Here is an 18,227-nt window from a genome sequence, read left to right as displayed (position 1 = left end):
TTTTTTATCATTGTATTATTTCGCCTGATTTCACTACCTTTGCAAACCTTAAAACAAAAAGCATGGCGAACCGGCATGAATATGAGATTGCTTTTGTGGGGCTAAAGCCGGGAAAGCATGAATATGTTTATGAGATAGATGATAAGTTCTTTGCAGATTACCAGCCCCAGGATTTTACAGACGCAAAGGTTACTGTAAAGATGATCCTGGATAAACAACCCTCTTTTCTCATGCTTAAATTTGAGATAGGAGGAACGGTTACCCTGATATGCGATTTATGTGGCAACACCATAGAAAAGAGCCTGTGGGATGATTTTGAAGTATTGGTTAAAATGACAGACAGCCCGGATGAGATGAATGCCTCCGAAGAAGACCCGGATGTTTATTATATCTCAAGAACGGAAAGTCATATTAACGTAGCAGGCTGGATATATGAATTTATTAACCTGAGTGTTCCATTACAACGAACATGTGGGGAAAGCCCCGATGGCAGTTCGAAATGTAACCAGGAAGCGCTGGATATGCTCAGGAAACTAAACGAACGCAATACAGAAAATGAAAACCCGATCTGGAAAGATCTGGATAAATTCAGAAACAATTAAAATTTAGTGTTATGCCCAATCCAAAACGCAGACACTCTCAGCAACGCAGTGCAAAAAGAAGGACACATTATATAGCTGAGACCGTGACGTTAAGCAAAGACAGTGCAACAGGCGAATCGCATGTACGCCACCGTGCACATGTAAGCGAAGGAAAGCTCTACTATAAAGGAAAAGTAGTAGTAGAAAAATCGCCGATTAAATAGTTTTTCTATTTAGCATGAAGTTACCCATAATATGCTGTATCATTTTGTGATAGCGATAAGGAATACGTGAACAGGCAATGGTGAATTTACTATTCACCGCTCACTATTCACTTCAGCGTACAATACAACATATTACAATTAACGCAGCACTCGGTATAGTTCCCAACTCCGGATAAAAAATATTATTTGGATTTGGGATTTGTATTTTTCAGATTTTCCTCAAATTTGCCGCATGAACATCGCCTTAGATATGATGGGTGGCGACTTCGCACCAACAGAAGCTGTTAAAGGAGCATTGTCATACTTATCAGAAGCACCGGATCCGGCGCATCTTCTTTTAATAGGAGATGAAGTGCAACTGCAAACCCTTTTACAGCAATACCCGCTAAAGCCGGGTAGTTTTACCATCATTCACGCTTCGCAGGTAATTGATATGCACGAGCACCCTACAAAGGCGCTTAAAGAAAAACAACATTCCTCTATTGCAATAGGTTTTCATTTACTGGCTTCCGGGAAGGCCGATGCTATCATTAGTGCGGGCAATACCGGTGCTATGCTGGTAGGTGCATTATACAGCATCAAACCAATAGAAGGCGTAAGCCGCCCTACTATTGGTGCATATATGCCCCGCGAAAATGGCAGGCTGGGGCTTTTATTAGATGCCGGGATCAATGCTGATTGTAAACCCGAAAACCTTAACCAGTTTGCCGTATTAGGCTCCTTATTCGTGCAGCACGTATGGAATATTGAAAATCCGGCCGTTGCCCTGCTGAATATCGGCGAGGAAGAAGGCAAAGGAAACCTGCTTGCACAGGCTGCCTATCCTCTGCTTAAAGAAAATCACCTGATCAACTTCATTGGCAATATAGAGGGGCGCGATGTTTTCTTAGACAAATCCGATGTAGTCGTTTGCGAAGGCTTTACAGGTAACGTGATGCTTAAAATGGCAGAAAGTATATACGATATTATTAAACGCCGCAATATTCATGACGCCTATTTTGACCGCTTTGAGTTTGAACAATATGGCGGCGTTCCGGTTTTGGGCGTTAATAAGCCCGTGATCATCGGGCACGGCATCTCACATGGACCATCTTTTAAAAATATGATACTGATGGCTCAAAAAATAGTTGAAATAGACCTTATTGAAAAAATAAAGAAGAGCTTCAAATCACAATGATGGATTCCGTCCGGGTTACTGCGGCAATAAATAGGGATGGAGATTACCCGAACATGCTATAACCCACATACAGCTAACAATAAACTATAAACAACAAACTATAAATAATTTAATATCCCCACTTAATCAATGTAGACCCCCAGGTAAAACCCCCGCCAAAAGCAGCCAATACGATGTTATCTCCTTTTTTTAACCGGCCCTCCCATTCCCATAAACAAAGCGGAATAGTACCCGCAGTAGTATTACCGAATTTTTGAATATTCAGCATTACCTTTTCATGGGGAAGCCCCATGCGGTTAGCCGTAGCATCAATAATGCGTTTATTAGCCTGATGGGGAACCAGCCATGCCACATCGTCGGCGCCGAGGTTGTTGCGTTGCATTAATTCATAGCTCACATCGGCCATATCCCTTACTGCATGTTTAAATACAGGTTGCCCTTCCTGGTATATATAATGCTCTTTATTGGTAACCGTTTCTATGGAAGCAGGCTTTAAAGATCCGCCGGCTTTCATATGCAGGTGATGCCCCCCGGCGCCGTCGCTTCTTAAAATGCTATCCAGCACACCATATCCTTCTGTATTGGGTTCCAGTAAAACAGCGCCTGCACCGTCTCCAAAAATAATACAGGTGGTACGGTCGCTATAATCAACTATAGCGCTCATTTTATCGCCCCCGGCTACTATAACCTTTTTGTATCTTCCGCTTTCGATCAGGGCAGCCCCCGTAGTTAATGCATATAAAAACCCGGAACAGGCGGCCGCCAGGTCAAAGCCCCATGCATTTACCGCGCCCAGCTTATGGCAGGCAATATTTGCTGTGGAAGGAAATATGGTATCGGGCGTTACCGTTCCCACTATTAAACAGTCTATTTCATCTGCCCCTATTTTTCGTTTGTTTAAAATTTCCTGCACCGCAGGCACTACCATATCAGATGTACCAAGATCCTTACCTTTTAATATTCTTCTTTCTGTTATTCCGGTGCGGGTACGTATCCACTCATCATTGGTGTCTACCATTTTTTCCAGTTCAGCATTGGTTAAACGATATTCAGGTACATACCCGCCAACAGCAGTAATAGCGGCAGTAATTGTTGAACTCATATTCTTGTATTTCAAAATTGGGCACGAAAATACAATTATAGTAATAAACCAAATCTTCGGACAACGCTTTTCTGAATAATTAATGTTCCCGGAATGAGTTGTATAACAACCATTTCCAAATAGCATACGATTTCATATAAACATAGCGTTCAACCCATTGCCCCGATAATATTCCTTTCTTTGCATTTCCGGCTTAAAAATTGAGCATGGAACTCCGGAAATATTAATTTCCAAAAAAGAAGTCATTTTTATCAGGGCAGTAAACAGGAATTAGCCTCCTTTCTGCAAACACAATCCTTTATCTTTGCCCTCTTTAAAGTAAGAGATGATAGCTTTTGTAACAGGTAAGTTCGTATATAAATCTCCCGCAGTGGTGCATGTAGACGTTAATGGAGTTGGCTATGAAGTGCAGGTAAGCCTTAATACCTATTCAAAAATACAATCGCTTGAAAAAGGCTCTTTATATACATGGCTTCATATAAAAGAAGATGCCCATACCTTATATGGCTTTTTCGATATGGCTGAAAAAAATATATTTACCCAGCTCATCAGTGTAAACGGCGTAGGTACATCAACAGCCAGGATGATGCTTTCGGCCATGCAGCCCGATGAACTGGCGCAGGCTATTGTAAAGGGAGATACCTTTCGTTTAGAAAAAATAAAAGGTATAGGCAAAAAATCAGCAGAAAGGATTGTACTTGAGCTGAGAGATAAAATGGGCAAAACCAGTTTTGAAACCACAGGTTCTGCCCTCATAAACAATACTTTGGAACAGGATGCGTTAAATGCCCTGGTGGCACTGGGCATTGTTCGCAACGTAGCGGAAAGTGCCATTAAAAAAGCCGCTGCATCCGCTCCCTCTACTGAAAATCTGGAAACATTAATTAAAAAAGCATTGCAGCTTATTTGAGAAAAAATCTACCTACTAAACAAGAAGGGAAAATTGGCTTTACGAAACCGGAACATACTTCGTATAATAGTATGTATTGCTGCAATATCAGCGTTTGGCACAGTGGTGGTATCCGCTGCTCCTGCGCACGCCGGTAATTCATACCAGCTTAAGGATACTATACCCCTCCCCGAAGATTCATTGTCCATCCAGGACACGCTAAAATACCCTATTTCAGACAGGCGGGGTGATCAGCTTACTTCAACACGTCTCCGTGGTTTTGATCTTAAAGATCCCGCCAATATAACCGACTCTATTGTTTACGACCCTAAAGAGAAAAAGTATTACATCATTGAAAAAATCGGGAACAAATACTATCGCAAGCCCACTTCGCTCACTTTTGAAGAATTTACCAGGATACAGGCAAGAAAGCAGGAAAATGATTATTTCAGGCAACGCGCCAATACAGTCAGCTTGTTGAACAGGAGCCTGCTGCGTCCAAAACTCACTGCCACAGACGATTTGTTCAACCGCCTTTTTGGAAACGGAAAAATTGATATTCGCCCGCAGGGCAACGTAACCATAACAGCCGGCTACCAGGGTCAAAACATCAAAAACCCCACCCTGCCGGAAAGAGCCCGCAAAAACGGGGGCTTTGATTTTGATATGGCGGCAAACCTTAACGTAATTGCCAATATCGGCAGCAAGGTAAAACTGCCCATTTCATATAATACGCAGTCTACATTTGACTGGGAAAACCAGTTGAAGCTGGAATATACAGGCACCGCAGACGAAATCATTAAGAAAATTGAGCTGGGCAATACCAGTTTTGCATCCAAAGGCACTTTAATACCGGGGGCTCAATCGCTTTTTGGTATAAAAACACAGTTGCAGTTTGGAAAACTTTGGGTAACCGGCGTATTTGCCACTCAAAAATCACAAAGACAGTCAAGAGCGCTGCAGGGAGGCGCATCTACATCGCAAATTACGGTGAGAGGTGATGATTATGATGAGAACCGGCACTTTTTATTAGCGCAATACTTCAACAAAAAGTACAACGACGCCATGAAGACCCTGCCGGTAATAAGCTCGCAGGTGCAGGTAATGCGTATGGAAGTATGGGTAACCAACAGAATGGGTGGCACTACCACCGATACCAGGGATATTGTGGGCTTAATGGATATTGCAGAGCCCAACCCCTACGGGCCGTGGGGAGGATCCGGGAATGACCAGGAATTGCCCGGTAACGATGCCAATAATCTCTATCGCCAGATTACCGGCAACCAGTCAAACAGAAATCCTTCTTTAATTGTAGGCAATCTTACAGGAATGGGTTTACGGCAGGTACAGGATTTTGAAAAAACCTTTGCACGCAAGCTCGATTCAAGCCAGTATGTGTATAATTCGCAATTGGGTTATGTATCATTAAACGGCGCCTTACAACCCAACGAAGTGCTGGCAGTAGCCTTTCAGTATTCCTATAACGGCCGCGTATACCAGGTGGGCGAGTTTTCACAGGATATCCCGGTGGATTCCACTTCCGGCGTTCAAAAAGTACTGTTCCTAAAATTATTAAAAGCCACATCTGCCCGCACCCAGCTACCCATATGGGACCTGATGATGAAGAACATTTATACGCTCAAAAGCGATAACGGAGATTACCTCTCATCCTTAGACCGCACTGATTTCCAGTTAAATGTATTGTACGACGAACCCGGAGGGGGGCAAAAGAGATACCTGCCGGAAGGCGACCAGGCGGGCGTGCCTTTACTTACATTGCTTAACCTCGACCGGCTCAATAATCAGAACGATCCGCAGCCCGATGGTGTTTTTGACTTCATGGAAGGCTATACCGTTATGTCAGACAAAGCACAGATCGTGTTTCCCGTGCTGGAACCTTTTGGCCGCGACCTTGCTTTTGCCTTTAGCGACCCCGCCCTTCAGCAAAAATATCTTTACCTGCCATTATACGACACCATTAAAGCCATAGCACAAACCTATGCCAACCTGAACCGGTTTGTAATGAAAGGAATGGCAAAGGCTTCCTCTATGGGGCAATCTGAAATATCATTGAATGCGTTTAATGTGCCCCAGGGATCCGTAACCGTTTCTGCCGGAGGACGAACATTACAGGAGGGGGCTGATTATGAAGTAAATTATAGTTTGGGAACGGTAAGGATACTTAACCAGGCCATCCTGAGTTCGGGCATACCCGTAGATGTGCAGTTTGAGAACCAGGCCGCATTTGGTATGCAACAGCGGAATTATATGGGACTGCGCTTAGATTACTTGGCAAACAAAAACCTTACTATAGGCGCCACTGCTGTGCGGCTGAGTGAAAGGCCTTATTTTACCAAGATGGGCTATGGCGAAGACCCAATACGCAATACCATGCTGGGTATGGATTTCAGCTACCGCAACGAAGTGCCGCGGCTGAACAGACTATTGGATAAGCTTCCTTTTTATACACCCGAAGGCATCTCTTCCATTACCGCTTTTGGTGAAGCGGCAAAAATTATTCCCGGGCATGCACCGCAGATCGGGAAAGGCAAAAACGGATTGATTTATATTGACGACTTTGAAGGAACACGGGCTAGTATTGATCTGCGCTTCCCGCTTATAAGCTGGGCTTTGGCCAGTACACCGCTTGGCGCTACCGATAAAGACGGGAATGTGCTGTTTCCTGAGGCCGGGCTTTATAATAATTACGATTATGGCAAAAACAGGGCGAAATTAGCATGGTATAATATTGAACCGGTATTACAGGAAAGAAGAAATTCTAATAACCCGCTCCAGAATAATATAGAGGAACTTTCTGATCCGCGTGTACGTGCGGTATCCCAGTCGGAAATATTTCCCCTGCGCACGCCTGATTTTGGACTGAATCAATTAGTAACATTTGACCTGGCCTATTATCCAAAAGAAAGAGGCCCTTATAACTACGACGCAACCGGCATAGACGGAACGGGAAAATTAACTACCCCGGTAAAAAGATGGGGCGGCATGATGCGCGCCATTGACCAAACGGATTTCGAAACCAATAATGTGGAATTCATAGAGTTCTGGATACTCGATCCATTTATTAAAAACACCAACCCTGCCGGCGGACAACTGTATTTCAACTTAGGCAATGTGTCGGAAGATATTTTAAAAGATGGCAAGAGAGCCTATGAAAACGGATTGCCCACACCTAAAATTCCGGCACAAACAGATAATTCCATCTGGGGTACCGTTCCTGTTAACCCCATACAGGTTACACAGGCATTCAGCAATGAACCCGACGACCGCCCCTACCAGGATGTAGGGTTTGACGGTAACAGGGATGAAGATGAACAAATACTACACCAGCAATATCTTCAAATCTTAGAAAGCACATTAGGAAGCGGCTCAGCGGCATACCAGCAGGCACTGTCCGATCCTTCCTCAGACAATTTCCGTTACTACCGGGACGGCGCATACGATCAATCCAATACGGGTATACTTGGCCGTTATAAAAATTTCAATGGTCCGCAGGGCAACTCCCCTGTTTCATCAGGAAGTTCGGAATTTTCTTCTGCAGCCACCATGTATCCCGATGCCGAAGACCTGAACAAAGACAATACCCTTAATGAAAATGAAGAATATTTCCAGTACCGCATAGTTATTAAGCCCACCACCGATCCGGAAATGCAGATCGGTAATAATTTTATTGTTGATAAAAAAGAAGTGAGCGTACAGCTCGCGAATGGAAGCAAAGAAAACCAGATGTGGTACCAGTTTAGGGTGCCGATTGATGCGTACGATAAAAAAATCGGTAATATTCCCGATTTTAAGTCCATTCAGTTTATCCGGATGTTCCTTACCGGTTTTGAAGATTCTACCGTACTGCGTTTTGCCAAGCTGGAACTAGTAAGAAATCAATGGAGAAAATTTACTTATGAATTGGATACGGCGGGTATATATAAACCCATCAGTCCTACAGACCCGGTAAATTTTAATGTGGGTGCGGTTAATATTGAAGAAAACGATCGCCGGCAACCTGTTCCCTACCGCATGCCTCCCGGTATTGAAAGAGTACAATCGCTCAGCAACGGTGGTATTAATATTTTACAGAATGAGCAATCCATGAACATGCAGATCTGTAATTTGCCTAATGGCGAATCAAGAAGCGTGTTTAAGACCATGAACTTAGACATCCGGCAATATCGCCGCTTAATGATGTTCATCCATGCCGAAAGTGTAAATGGGCAGCCTGCGTTACCCGATGGAAGAATTAATGCCGTAATAAGGATCGGGAATGATTTCATCAACAATTTTTATGAAATAAAAATTCCGCTTAAAATAACACCGTCAGGCGCAACTGTTGATACAGATATATGGCCGGAAGAAAACAACCTTGACTTTGACCTGGGCATACTGGAGCAATTAAAAGCCGAAAGAAACCTTCAATTAGTTAACCCCAATGCCATTTACCGGAAAACCGTGGATAACCGCATGTATTCCGTGATCGGCAACCCCAACTTCGGGGAAGTAAAAGGATTCCTGGTGGGCATTGAAAACCCCGGTGATGGCACCGGATCGCCCGTTTGTACCGAAGTATGGATAAACGAACTCAGGCTTTCACAGATTGACGAAAAAGGCGGATGGGCAACGGTAGGCAGGGTTGATCTGGCCCTGGCCGATTTGGGAACCCTTACCTTTTCGGGCAATACGCATTCTGTTGGTTTTGGTGCATTGGAACAAAGGGTAAATGAAAGAGCAAGAGATAATTTTGTTCAGTTCGATGCCGCTGCCAACTTAGCGTTAGGAAAACTATTGCCCCGTGGCGCAGGAATAGAAATTCCTTTTTACGCCAGCATTTCCCAAACCATCAGCACCCCGGAATATGACCCCTACGACATGGACATCAAACTAAAAGATAAGCTGGGGGCTGCGCAGGGAGATTTAAAAGATTCTATAAGAAACGCAGCCATTGATATTACCACTATTAAAACCGTAAATTTCACCAACGTAAGAAAGGTATTACCGGAAGGAAAGCGGCAAAGGTTATGGAGCATTTCCAATCTCGACCTCAGCTATTCCTATACTTCCATTAAACAGCATAACCCGCTGGTGGAAAACAATGAGATCAAAAAATACAAAGCAGGCATAGGATACAATTATACCGGCCAGGTAAAATCGTGGGAGCCCTTCAAAAACATGTTCAAAAGTAAATCGGCATGGCTGGCCACGATACGCGATTTTAACCTCAACTTCACCCCTTCGCTTATTGGTATCCGTTGGGATATTAACCGGCAGTTCGGCGCATTGCGTCCCCGTGAAGTGTATGTTCCGGGTACGGCTCCCAGCCCTTTTAAAATACCTGAAACCTACGATAAGTTCTTCACTTTCGACAGGCATTATAATTACCGCTGGGATATTACGCGTTCCCTGAATTTCGATTATGAGGCCATGAATAACGCCAGGATAGATGAGCCCGCCGGCAGGTTGGATAATAAGGCAAAAAAAGATACGGTATTCCGCAACCTGTTTAAAGGGGGAAGGAATGTATTGTACAATCAGCGGGCGGATCTTACCTATGCCTTACCCACTTCCAAATTGCCGCTTTTAGACTGGACAAACGCCAACCTTGCATATAAAACAACCTATAGCTGGATCGGTGCATCGCGGCTGGCCATTAACCTGGGCAATACCATACAAAACAGCAATGCAAAATCTGCTACGGTTGATTTTGATTTTAACAGGCTGTACAGCAAGTTAAGGATACTGAGGGCGTTGGAGCAACAGGGCGATAACGCTCCTAAACCACCGCCGGCAGTCGGTAATCAAAAAGCCGATACTTCGAAAACCGGAAAAAAACGCGATCCGAACGAATTACCCGAACTGAATGGCTTTGTGAAAGGTATCGGTAAAATCATCACATCTCTTAAACGGATTAACTTTACTTACAGTGAAGGCGCTACTTCGTTTATACCGGGCTATACCGACAGCACAAAATACCTGGGGCAGAACTGGGGCAGCATGGCGCCCGGGCTTGGCTTTATTTTGGGCAAACAACCTACCAGTAACTGGCTTGATAAAGCAGCGCAAAAGGGATTAATATCAAGAGACAGTCTGCAGAATAACCTGACGCGCCAAACCTTTGACCAGCAATTTAACGCTACCGCGCAATTAGAACCCGTACGCGACCTGCGTATTGATCTTAATTTGAGCAAAACATTCAACAGAACGTATAGCGAGCTGTTTAAAGATACTATTGGAAACGGCCAGTTCGGTCACCTTAACCCATACGCGGGTGGCGGCTTCAGCATTAGCTATATTGCCTTTCAAACCCTGTTTAAAAAAACTGACCCTAACCTGATCAGCGAAACTTTTCAACAATTCCAGAACAACCGTATTATTTTGTCGGAACGGTTAGGCGTTAAAAACCCTTACAGCCAGGTAAAAGGCTCCGATGGCTATTACTTAGGTTATAGCCGTTACGCGCAGGATGTGCTCATCCCATCTTTTATTGCGGCATATACCAATAAAGATCCCAACCAGGTATCGTTATTAAAAACAGGCGGCACCAATGTAAGGTCTAACCCTTTTTCGGGCTATCTGCCTAAACCCAACTGGCATATAGAATATGCAGGTCTCAGCCGCATAGAATCGTTAAGCAAAATATTTAATGACTTTACGCTGACCCATGATTATAAAAGCTCTTTGGGCATGAACGCCTTTAATTCCAACCTGCTTTTCCAGGACAGGTGGAGGCTGGGCTTTCCATCATTTCTTGATACCACCTCCAATAATTTCATTCCTTATTTTTTAGTGCCCAATATTACCATAGAAGAAAAATTTTCGCCCTTGCTGGGCATTAATTTTTCACTTAAAAACCAGGTGTCGGTAAGATTTGAGTATATTAAAAGCCGTACGCTCAGCCTGAGCCTCATTGATTACCAGTTGAGCGAAATGCGCACTTCGGGTATAAGCTTCAACGGGTCGTGGCGCGTACGCGGCTTCTCTCTTCCTTTTAATATAAATTTATTTAATAAAACTTCGGATACTACCAGCAAAAGAGCGGAAAGCGATGTGAAGTTTACTATTGATTTCAGTGTAACAGACAACATCACTTCCAATAGCCGGCTCGACCAAAGCAATGCTTTTGCCACTCAGGGACAAAAAGTAATTACCATTAACCCCAGTATAGATTACGTGTTAAGCAACCGCATACAACTGAAATTCTATTTCGATCAGCAAAGAACCATTCCCTATATTTCTTCCTCCGCGCCAATGGTAACTACCAGGGCAGGTGTGCAGGTAAATATATCGCTGGCGCAATAGAGGGATTTAAAATTTGGAATGGGAAGGGTGCATTTAAAATTGTCGCGATAAAAAAGGTAAATTTAGAGAACCAAATCAAGATTGCCATGACAGAGTCTGCTTTTCCTTAGAGCCTGTAAAAAAGGATGAAGTGTTGTATGTACAAGCAGATGACTTATGTTATTAAGCCGTGATGAAGGCTGGAAAGAAGTAATAGTGGGCAGAATGTTTACGAGTGGATCATGCATTGACCCCAACGGGAAATCAGGCTGGATAAGACATTGCCAGTATGTGGCTCATTTGGGAAATAGCAAGGATTTTACCCAACAGATGGATAGCTTTATAGAATCCTATGGAAGGTTGGGGACATCGCCTGGTGTTTGTTTCTGATGGTGGAATTTGGATAAAAAATTGGATAGAACTTGCCTGCCGGCAGGCAGGGATGCCTTTCCCGAAGCAATATCTGCTACTGTGAGTCCTTTCTGTATTGTAATATTGAAGCCACTCATTAAGGTCAGTTTGTAAAAAATCCAGTGAATCATACATCTTTTTTCTAAAAGCGATGGCATAGAACTCTTCCTGTGTTGTTCTATGGAAACTTTCACAAATGCCATTGGTTTGAGGGCTTTTGGGCTTTTGCTTTGGTATGGTCTATGTCAAAAGTATTGGTTGTTTCCGTCACTTTGTGCTTTTACCTAAAAATCCGACGTAAGGATTACTCAATAGAATATGAAACCAGTTCATACGTACTTACCGACTCGCCGAGAGCTGTATAGGCTGTAGTTAAAACTTTTATTCTACCGATGCCTTTGGCGTAATATACTTCCTCTCGCATTGAAACGCTTCCTGCCACTATCGTTTTTACTACTTTAATAACATCCTTATACGTTTCTTCATTTACTTCAAGGATTAAACCCGTTTCTTCAATGGACGTGCTTATTTTCGCTTCGACGCCATTCACAAATTCAGTTTCCGTCCATATTTCCCCTACGGGTATACTGCCCTTTAATTGAGTAACGGTAGCATATTTTCCGGTTGCCACAAAAACATCATTGTAGATATCCTGTATGGGAATCCCGTTTTGAGTTAATTGTCCTTCCAACTCTTTTTCCCATTCATATATCTCCGTATGTGTTTTGGCATCATTGTTACTACAGTTAAAGTAAAGTGTATGTCCGTTCTTCGTTTGATCGTTTGTTTTTAAAAGATATCCTTTGAACTGCTTACCTGCCACCGTTTTATTTTTTGTGAAAGTATATTCTTCAGTAAAGTTTCTGAGGTTCCCGCCTCCCAAAAGAGCGGACAGTTCTCCAAGTGCTCCGGACTCTCCGCCTGTTTTCAGATAGGTATAGCTCATCCGCGAGCCAAGGGGCATATACTCGCAAACATTAATCGTTTTCGCGACCGGCTGATTCACCGTCAAAGCTTCCGGTACAGCCGCTGCCGTGGATATTATAGACCGCAGAATGCTGACAAACTCTTTTTCATATTTGTCAAATTCAGCCTCCTTTACAAACATGGTGAGGCTTATTCCTTTTTTTTGATTCACAATATAAGCTACATACCCTTTGGTGGTTGACTGTGTGCCTAGGAACAGGGGCATAGGTATCTGCTGGATAACTTTATGCACTACCACCTGCGGCAGGTTTGGCACAGGCGAAGCAGCATTTTGAGCAGTATATGTTTTAATGATGGTATAACTCTCGAGCCTGTTTTTTTCAGCAGCATAACCGGCAGCAGTTTTAGTAACAGGTTTTGTATCTATAAAAATGGAGGCAGACGGGTAGGAACCCGGTTCGGAATCACCCGCCTTTGATTTGCCGGAAATATCGGACTCTTTCATCCTCATATAATAGTAAACAATAACATCCTTTAATTTGGCTCCTCCCGCAACTCCCAACGCAGAAATATCCTGGAGGCCACCCATCCAGTTGCTGCCGGGGAAAGTAATATTGAGCCCTCCTTCTTCAATATTTACATTTTGTGCAATACTTACATTTTGAGTCTTGCCCGCAAAACCCACCAGGCAAAAAAACAGGACTGGAAGGAAATGATATTTGAAAATTATCTTTTTCATACTATATACTTAAATAACAAATTTATTTAGCCGGGTAATTCGTATTAATGGAATACAACCGCAGTGCAGCCGCCCCAAAAAACAAGGCAGATCCCCAAGAAGATCATTACCACTTTTGCATATATTCTAAAACTCTTACCAACAACCCCACCCACGGTCTCTTCAGCAATTTTTTTTCCGCTATCGGGTATTTTTAGTTTGGCCCCAAAATAGATAAGCGCTGCTCCGATAACAAAAAGTATGTAACCCATTGTGAATTGTTTTTTGATGAATGAATATTTGTTACTCTTATTATTTGAATTGTTAGAAAACTAAAAATGGTCTGTTTGAAAGGCATAGACATGAATGACACGCACTATTACGTAACCTATTGCCGCGAGGAGCGGCATAATCACCACACCTGTAAAAAGAATAGCTCTTACATAACCCGAAAATCCTTTAAACTTTAAATAGACCGACAATTTACTGCGAAGCACTGCTCCTGTTATTAGGATTGTGGGTACCTGATACAAAAGAAGGGAAGTGAAAATCACCTTATATATATTGAATTGGTTTAAAGTCTCCAAATCCAGGAAAGGTATTTCCGCATTTTGCCTTTGCATGAAATATATTATCAGGGAAATAATACTATTTACCATCAGATACAGGAAAGTGGTTTTAAATGCCAGACTAAAGGCTTTGCTAAATGCTAACTTTGGAGATTCCGGCTCAATACGCTGTACATACAGCTTTAATACCAGGGAAATAATAAGAGAGGACACGACAGCAATAACCGCTACCGGTATTAAAAATACCAGCGAAATAATCCATCCTAATGCATTTCCTCCTCCCGGCTCTTTTCCTGTACCGTGGCAGTATATGCACAGGTGTTGATTGGTTAAATTACAATGATAGCAAGGACTGCCCATACATATTAAATTATAAGGTATTAATTACATCAGTTCTTATTTTCAACTGCGCTACTTGTTGAACTGTATCCTGATCTTACCATCTGTAATTTTCAGGCCTTCTACTTTTTTTCAATAAGGTTCCCTGGCATTTTTTACGGTAAAACCAAAATTTGCTTCCAGCAAACCGTTCCCTCTCGAATCGAAGTACAATATTTCCAGGAATCCCGATTCTATATTATCGTAGGGGGCTTATCCATATCAATAATAAAAGCAAGGGTTTCATGATCAATTTTTTAAAGGTCTTACCATTTTGATTTTTCACCTTTTACGATCATGAAAACACCGTCTTCGTTAATGTAGCCTTCTCTATATATAGTATTGCCCCGGTTGTCTTTACTCAAACGAAGCTTTACCAAAGCCAGTTTGGTAACAGGATCAAAAACCGGCTCTCTTCGAGTTTCATAAATTTCAAATGCAGCTTCCACTACCTTTTTCTCTTTTATATCAACAAAACCAGAAGAAATAAAGTCATTCTTTTTTGAATACCTGGCGTACCACATTTTACCGTCATCGGCCTTCTGTATGTGGGGTACTGTGAATTCATGTTCTACATATTCTGATGTAACATGCAACATTATTTCTCTGTCAGATGCTGTTGATTCAACACCATAGCTTGCTAGAAAATCTTTGATGGCGATAACCTTGCCTTTTGTATCCATTATATGCAGTGGATCATAATTGAAAAACCCATTGCCTATATAATAGATAAGCCGTTCCCTGGGCAATTTTGCTACTATCTCTCCTTTTTTGTTAATTACCGCCTGTGCAAATTCTGTTTTATCAGCAGGATAGATGCTGGCTAATCCTCCGGCAAAATGAGTAGGCCATTTAGAATACATTACAGGGATAACTTCCTTCCCGGTTTTATCAATATAACCATATCGTCTCTTTCCAAATTCATCAATCTTACTAACTACTGCCATACCATTTACGAAATATCCAATAGAGTTATAAATAAACTTTGTAACATATTCACCATTAAAATTCATGACTGCGTGGTTATCATCGTTACGCTCTTTTTGCACCACATACATTTCTTCTCCTATGTAGTAGGGCATTGAAGGCAAATTTTTAATTTCGTATTTTTTCCCATTTTTATCGGAAATCCGAATCGACCATTTCGGGCTGTTTGCATCCTGTTTAATATTTTCTAAATACATCTGGTCTTTAGTGAGGCCCCAACTTCCGCCTGAATTTGATTCAGCAAGTAACTTTCCGTTAGTATTCAGGTATTTACCGCCAATTGCAAGTATTTCGGGATTTTCACCTCTACTAAGGTCGTACTGGCTATTGTACGGAATAAAAAACTCTCCCTTTGCATTAATGAGCGCCAGGGCTGTACCCTTGCTAACCGTTGCCAAGCCATTATTAAAAGGATATAATATATCTGCATCAATTACTTTGGCATTGGGGTGCACATCGCCCGGCTTGAGTTGCGAGTCTGTTTGTTTTCTTTCAATATTTTTATTTTCGGCTTTATTTTCGCGCTCAACGGGTTGCGGTGTGCCATAGCTGGACGAACTATCGCCTGGCTGGTCTTTCTTTTTGCTTTTCCCGGGAAGCTTGTTGAACAACCGGGTTCCGGAATCAATTAAGTCTTCCGTTTTTTCGATCGTCTTATTCGCATTATCAATTTTTTTCTGAGTCTTGGCTTGCTGTGCAAAACTGAGCTGGGCAATTAATACCAATACGGTAAACAATGCTGATTTAAGGAGCATGGGTTAAAATTTAATTTAAGTAATTCGTTCTATCTCAGGTCTCCATACAGATATTATAAATTATTTGCTATGATACAAAAAAAATATATATAAACAATAATATATTAATTTTTTTAGATGAAAAATCCATAAGTAAGGTTACGGATGTCCCGTTTAATACACCGCCTCCTACCGGCATCTTTTATTTCATTACCTGAAACCCGGGGGTAGACCGCCTGCTATGTGATAATCATATCCAGTCCGAAAATAGCAATACCAGAATGTCTTTTTAAGACACATTTATTTTTCGTACGCCTCAATTTATTATTCGTTGCCAAAACAAAAGGCAGGCAGGTGTGATAAACAGCCTTTTTGGGATGCACCCCTTTTTTGCAGTAAAAAGAAAATGAACTACTTTAACCTAAACTTAAACGCATGCTCTTTCCCGTTACCAGAACCCTGTTTATTGCAATATCCCTCTTTACGCTAAGTTTTGTGTGCGCGCAGGATATGGCAAAACCTGTAGATTCGCTGAAACAGGCTTTGCAGTTGTATACTGCAAGCGACAGCAACCGGGTATGGACACTTATTCATTTAACCAGCGCCACCTTTATAAGTAATCCCGCCGAAGCGATGCAATACGCGGATGAGGCGCTGTCTGTTTCAAAAAAAATAAAATGGCAAAAAGGCATAGCCCTCTCTTTTCGCGTAAAAGGAGGAGTATACCTTGTACAATCTGACTATATGCAAGCCCTGGAGAGCTATCAGCAGGCCTTAAAAGCAGACAATGGCAATAGCAAAAAATTTGAGACCGGCATATTGAATAATATTGGGAACATACATACCAGTATGGGAAACCAGGTGAAAGCGCTTGAATATTACCGGAAGGCTTTCGCAACTGCCACAGTGTTGCAGGACAATCACGAACTTTCAATGGCAGCCGGTAATACCGGCACGGTATTCCAGGAATTAAAGCAATATGATTCCGCAATTATCTACTATAGAACTTCGCTGCATCTTACCGGCCTGACCGGTAATGATCGTTTAAAAAGCAATGCGCTGTGTTTTTTAGGTTCTGTGTTCAACGAAACAAAAAACTTTGACAGCGCTGTTTTCTATTCCCGCCGTAGTGTTCAACTGGCCGATCAAACAGGGAATATATACGTGAAAGCAGCGGCGTTGCACAACCTGTCCAATGCTTTTCTATCGGAGGGAAAATTAGATTCATCAGAATACTACGGCAGGCAATCGCTTTCGGTGGCTAAGGATATCGGGAACCTCCAGAGTCAATATGAATCATGGAATTCATTAAGAAAAGTATATGAGAAAAAGGGCGATTATGAAAAAGCGTATCACGCATATAATGAATATTTAACCATAAGGGATAGTGTATTGAATGATGAAAAGCGGCAGGAGCTGACCCGCAAAGAGATGCAGTTTGAAAATGACAGAAAAGAGCTGGAGATGGCTGCAGCATTGAAACAGCAACAGGTAATAAGAAACGCGGCACTGGCGCTTGCGGCTGTAATACTGGCTGGAAGTATGGCCTCCTTTATATTTTACAAAAGAAGAAAGGACGCTGAACTAAAGCAAAAAGAAGCGGAGCTGAATACGGAAGTGACCGATACTCAAATGAAAGCGCTTCGTTCGCAAATGAATCCTCATTTTATTTTTAATTCGCTAAACTCTATCCGGCACTATACCGCTCAAAATAATATTAAGCTGGCAGATGAATACTTAGTGAGATTTTCCATGCTCATGCGACAGGTATTTGAAAATTCGGATCACAAAAAAATATCGCTTGCAGACGACCTGCATGCACTGGAATTATATATGCAAATTGAGGCGGCAAGACTTAATCATAAATTCGATTACCAGGTACAGGTTGACACTGATATTGACCGGGAAAATACAATGATCCCGCCGCTGCTGTTGCAGCCCTTTGTGGAAAACAGCATCTGGCACGGGATAGCGCCCAAAAAAGGCAATGGCACCATAATAATAAACGTCAGCCGGCAGTCGGAAATGATCTGCTGTGTTGTAGAAGATAATGGCGTTGGAATAAAGAAAGATATGATATGGGAAAAAGAGGAAAAGAAAGACAGACCATCGGGGATTGGGATAACCCGCACCAGGATAGATTTGTTGAACCGGGCACAAAATGCTAATGCTTCCTTACAGATGTATCCTTTACATGAAGGAACCAAAGTGGAGATCAACCTGCCGTTTGAGCTTAATTTTTAATT

The 18,227-nt window shown here is 42.3% G+C and carries 12 protein-coding genes and 1 pseudogene; 7 read left to right on the top strand and 6 right to left on the bottom strand.

The window, feature by feature from the left end; all coding sequences use genetic code 11:
• The 3 genes from PLE34_RS17235 to plsX all read left to right on the top strand — a co-directional run.
• Positions 1-602, top strand: a 602-nt coding sequence (locus PLE34_RS17235; protein WP_324558977.1) for a YceD family protein, incomplete at its 5' end; no start/stop codon positions are given.
• Between the two features lie 11 nt (positions 603-613).
• Positions 614-805: a 50S ribosomal protein L32 gene (gene rpmF / locus PLE34_RS17230; protein ID WP_324558976.1), complete on the top strand. Its 192-nt coding sequence runs from the start codon at positions 614-616 to the stop codon at positions 803-805.
• A gap of 232 nt (positions 806-1,037) precedes the next feature.
• Positions 1,038-1,982: a phosphate acyltransferase PlsX gene (gene plsX, locus PLE34_RS17225; RefSeq protein ID WP_324558974.1), complete on the top strand. Its 945-nt coding sequence runs from the start codon at positions 1,038-1,040 to the stop codon at positions 1,980-1,982.
• 109 nt (positions 1,983-2,091) lie between these two features.
• Here plsX and PLE34_RS17220 read toward each other — a convergent pair whose 3' ends face one another.
• Positions 2,092-3,084: a beta-ketoacyl-ACP synthase III gene (locus PLE34_RS17220; RefSeq protein ID WP_324558972.1), complete on the bottom strand. Its 993-nt coding sequence runs from the start codon at positions 3,082-3,084 to the stop codon at positions 2,092-2,094.
• A 325-nt stretch (positions 3,085-3,409) separates the two neighbouring features.
• Here PLE34_RS17220 and ruvA point away from each other — a divergent pair, with 325 nt between their 5' ends.
• The 3 genes from ruvA (at position 3,410) to PLE34_RS17205 (ending at position 11,647) form a co-directional block, all read left to right on the top strand.
• Entirely contained in the window at positions 3,410-3,994 is a 585-nt protein-coding gene (ruvA, locus tag PLE34_RS17215) for a Holliday junction branch migration protein RuvA (protein ID WP_324558971.1), read from the top strand.
• A gap of 33 nt (positions 3,995-4,027) precedes the next feature.
• Entirely contained in the window at positions 4,028-11,278 is a 7,251-nt protein-coding gene (gene sov, locus PLE34_RS17210) for a T9SS outer membrane translocon Sov/SprA (protein ID WP_324558969.1), read from the top strand.
• Positions 11,279-11,434: 156 nt separating this feature from the next.
• Positions 11,435-11,647 carry a hypothetical protein gene (locus tag PLE34_RS17205; protein ID WP_324558978.1) on the top strand — a complete coding sequence of 71 codons (213 nt, stop codon included), beginning with the start codon at positions 11,435-11,437 and terminating at the stop codon, positions 11,645-11,647.
• Between the two features lie 57 nt (positions 11,648-11,704).
• On the opposite strand, the pseudogene PLE34_RS17200 reads toward PLE34_RS17205, so the two are convergent.
• From PLE34_RS17200 to PLE34_RS17180, 5 genes and pseudogenes are all read right to left on the bottom strand, one after another.
• Positions 11,705-11,915 (bottom strand): annotated as a pseudogene (locus PLE34_RS17200) (integrase core domain-containing protein); the annotation flags it as partial.
• A 57-nt stretch (positions 11,916-11,972) separates the two neighbouring features.
• Positions 11,973-13,334 (bottom strand): hypothetical protein, encoded by a 1,362-nt coding sequence (locus PLE34_RS17195; protein WP_324558968.1) that lies wholly within the window; start codon positions 13,332-13,334, stop codon positions 11,973-11,975.
• A 44-nt stretch (positions 13,335-13,378) separates the two neighbouring features.
• On the bottom strand, positions 13,379-13,585 hold the full coding sequence (locus tag PLE34_RS17190; RefSeq protein WP_324558966.1) for a hypothetical protein: 207 nt from the start codon (positions 13,583-13,585) through the stop codon (positions 13,379-13,381).
• A gap of 60 nt (positions 13,586-13,645) precedes the next feature.
• Positions 13,646-14,242: a hypothetical protein gene (locus PLE34_RS17185; RefSeq protein ID WP_324558964.1), complete on the bottom strand. Its 597-nt coding sequence runs from the start codon at positions 14,240-14,242 to the stop codon at positions 13,646-13,648.
• Between the two features lie 284 nt (positions 14,243-14,526).
• A complete protein-coding gene (locus tag PLE34_RS17180; RefSeq protein ID WP_324558962.1) occupies positions 14,527-16,002 on the bottom strand; it encodes a WG repeat-containing protein in 1,476 nt (491 codons plus the stop codon).
• A gap of 414 nt (positions 16,003-16,416) precedes the next feature.
• Here PLE34_RS17180 and PLE34_RS17175 point away from each other — a divergent pair, with 414 nt between their 5' ends.
• Entirely contained in the window at positions 16,417-18,225 is a 1,809-nt protein-coding gene (locus PLE34_RS17175) for a tetratricopeptide repeat-containing sensor histidine kinase (RefSeq protein ID WP_324558960.1), read from the top strand.
• Positions 18,226-18,227 lie beyond the last annotated feature (2 nt).

The sequence above is a fragment of the Agriterribacter sp. genome, from assembly GCF_035445465.1.
In the GTDB taxonomy this organism is placed as follows: domain Bacteria; phylum Bacteroidota; class Bacteroidia; order Chitinophagales; family Chitinophagaceae; genus Agriterribacter.
This window is presented reverse-complemented; position numbering and strand designations above follow the sequence as displayed.

Bases quoted from the DNA above. Each gene is read 5' to 3' on its own strand.
- rpmF (WP_324558976.1), top strand. From the start codon at position 614: ATGCCCAATCCAAAACGCAGACACTCTCAGCAACGCAGTGCAAAAAGA.
- plsX (WP_324558974.1), top strand. From the start codon at position 1,038: ATGAACATCGCCTTAGATATGATGGGTGGCGACTTCGCACCAACAGAA.
- PLE34_RS17220 (WP_324558972.1), bottom strand. From the start codon at position 3,084: ATGAGTTCAACAATTACTGCCGCTATTACTGCTGTTGGCGGGTATGTA.
- ruvA (WP_324558971.1), top strand. From the start codon at position 3,410: ATGATAGCTTTTGTAACAGGTAAGTTCGTATATAAATCTCCCGCAGTG.
- PLE34_RS17205 (WP_324558978.1), top strand. From the start codon at position 11,435: ATGTTATTAAGCCGTGATGAAGGCTGGAAAGAAGTAATAGTGGGCAGA.
- PLE34_RS17195 (WP_324558968.1), bottom strand. From the start codon at position 13,334: ATGAAAAAGATAATTTTCAAATATCATTTCCTTCCAGTCCTGTTTTTT.
- PLE34_RS17190 (WP_324558966.1), bottom strand. From the start codon at position 13,585: ATGGGTTACATACTTTTTGTTATCGGAGCAGCGCTTATCTATTTTGGG.
- PLE34_RS17185 (WP_324558964.1), bottom strand. From the start codon at position 14,242: ATGGGCAGTCCTTGCTATCATTGTAATTTAACCAATCAACACCTGTGC.
- PLE34_RS17180 (WP_324558962.1), bottom strand. From the start codon at position 16,002: ATGCTCCTTAAATCAGCATTGTTTACCGTATTGGTATTAATTGCCCAG.
- PLE34_RS17175 (WP_324558960.1), top strand. From the start codon at position 16,417: ATGCTCTTTCCCGTTACCAGAACCCTGTTTATTGCAATATCCCTCTTT.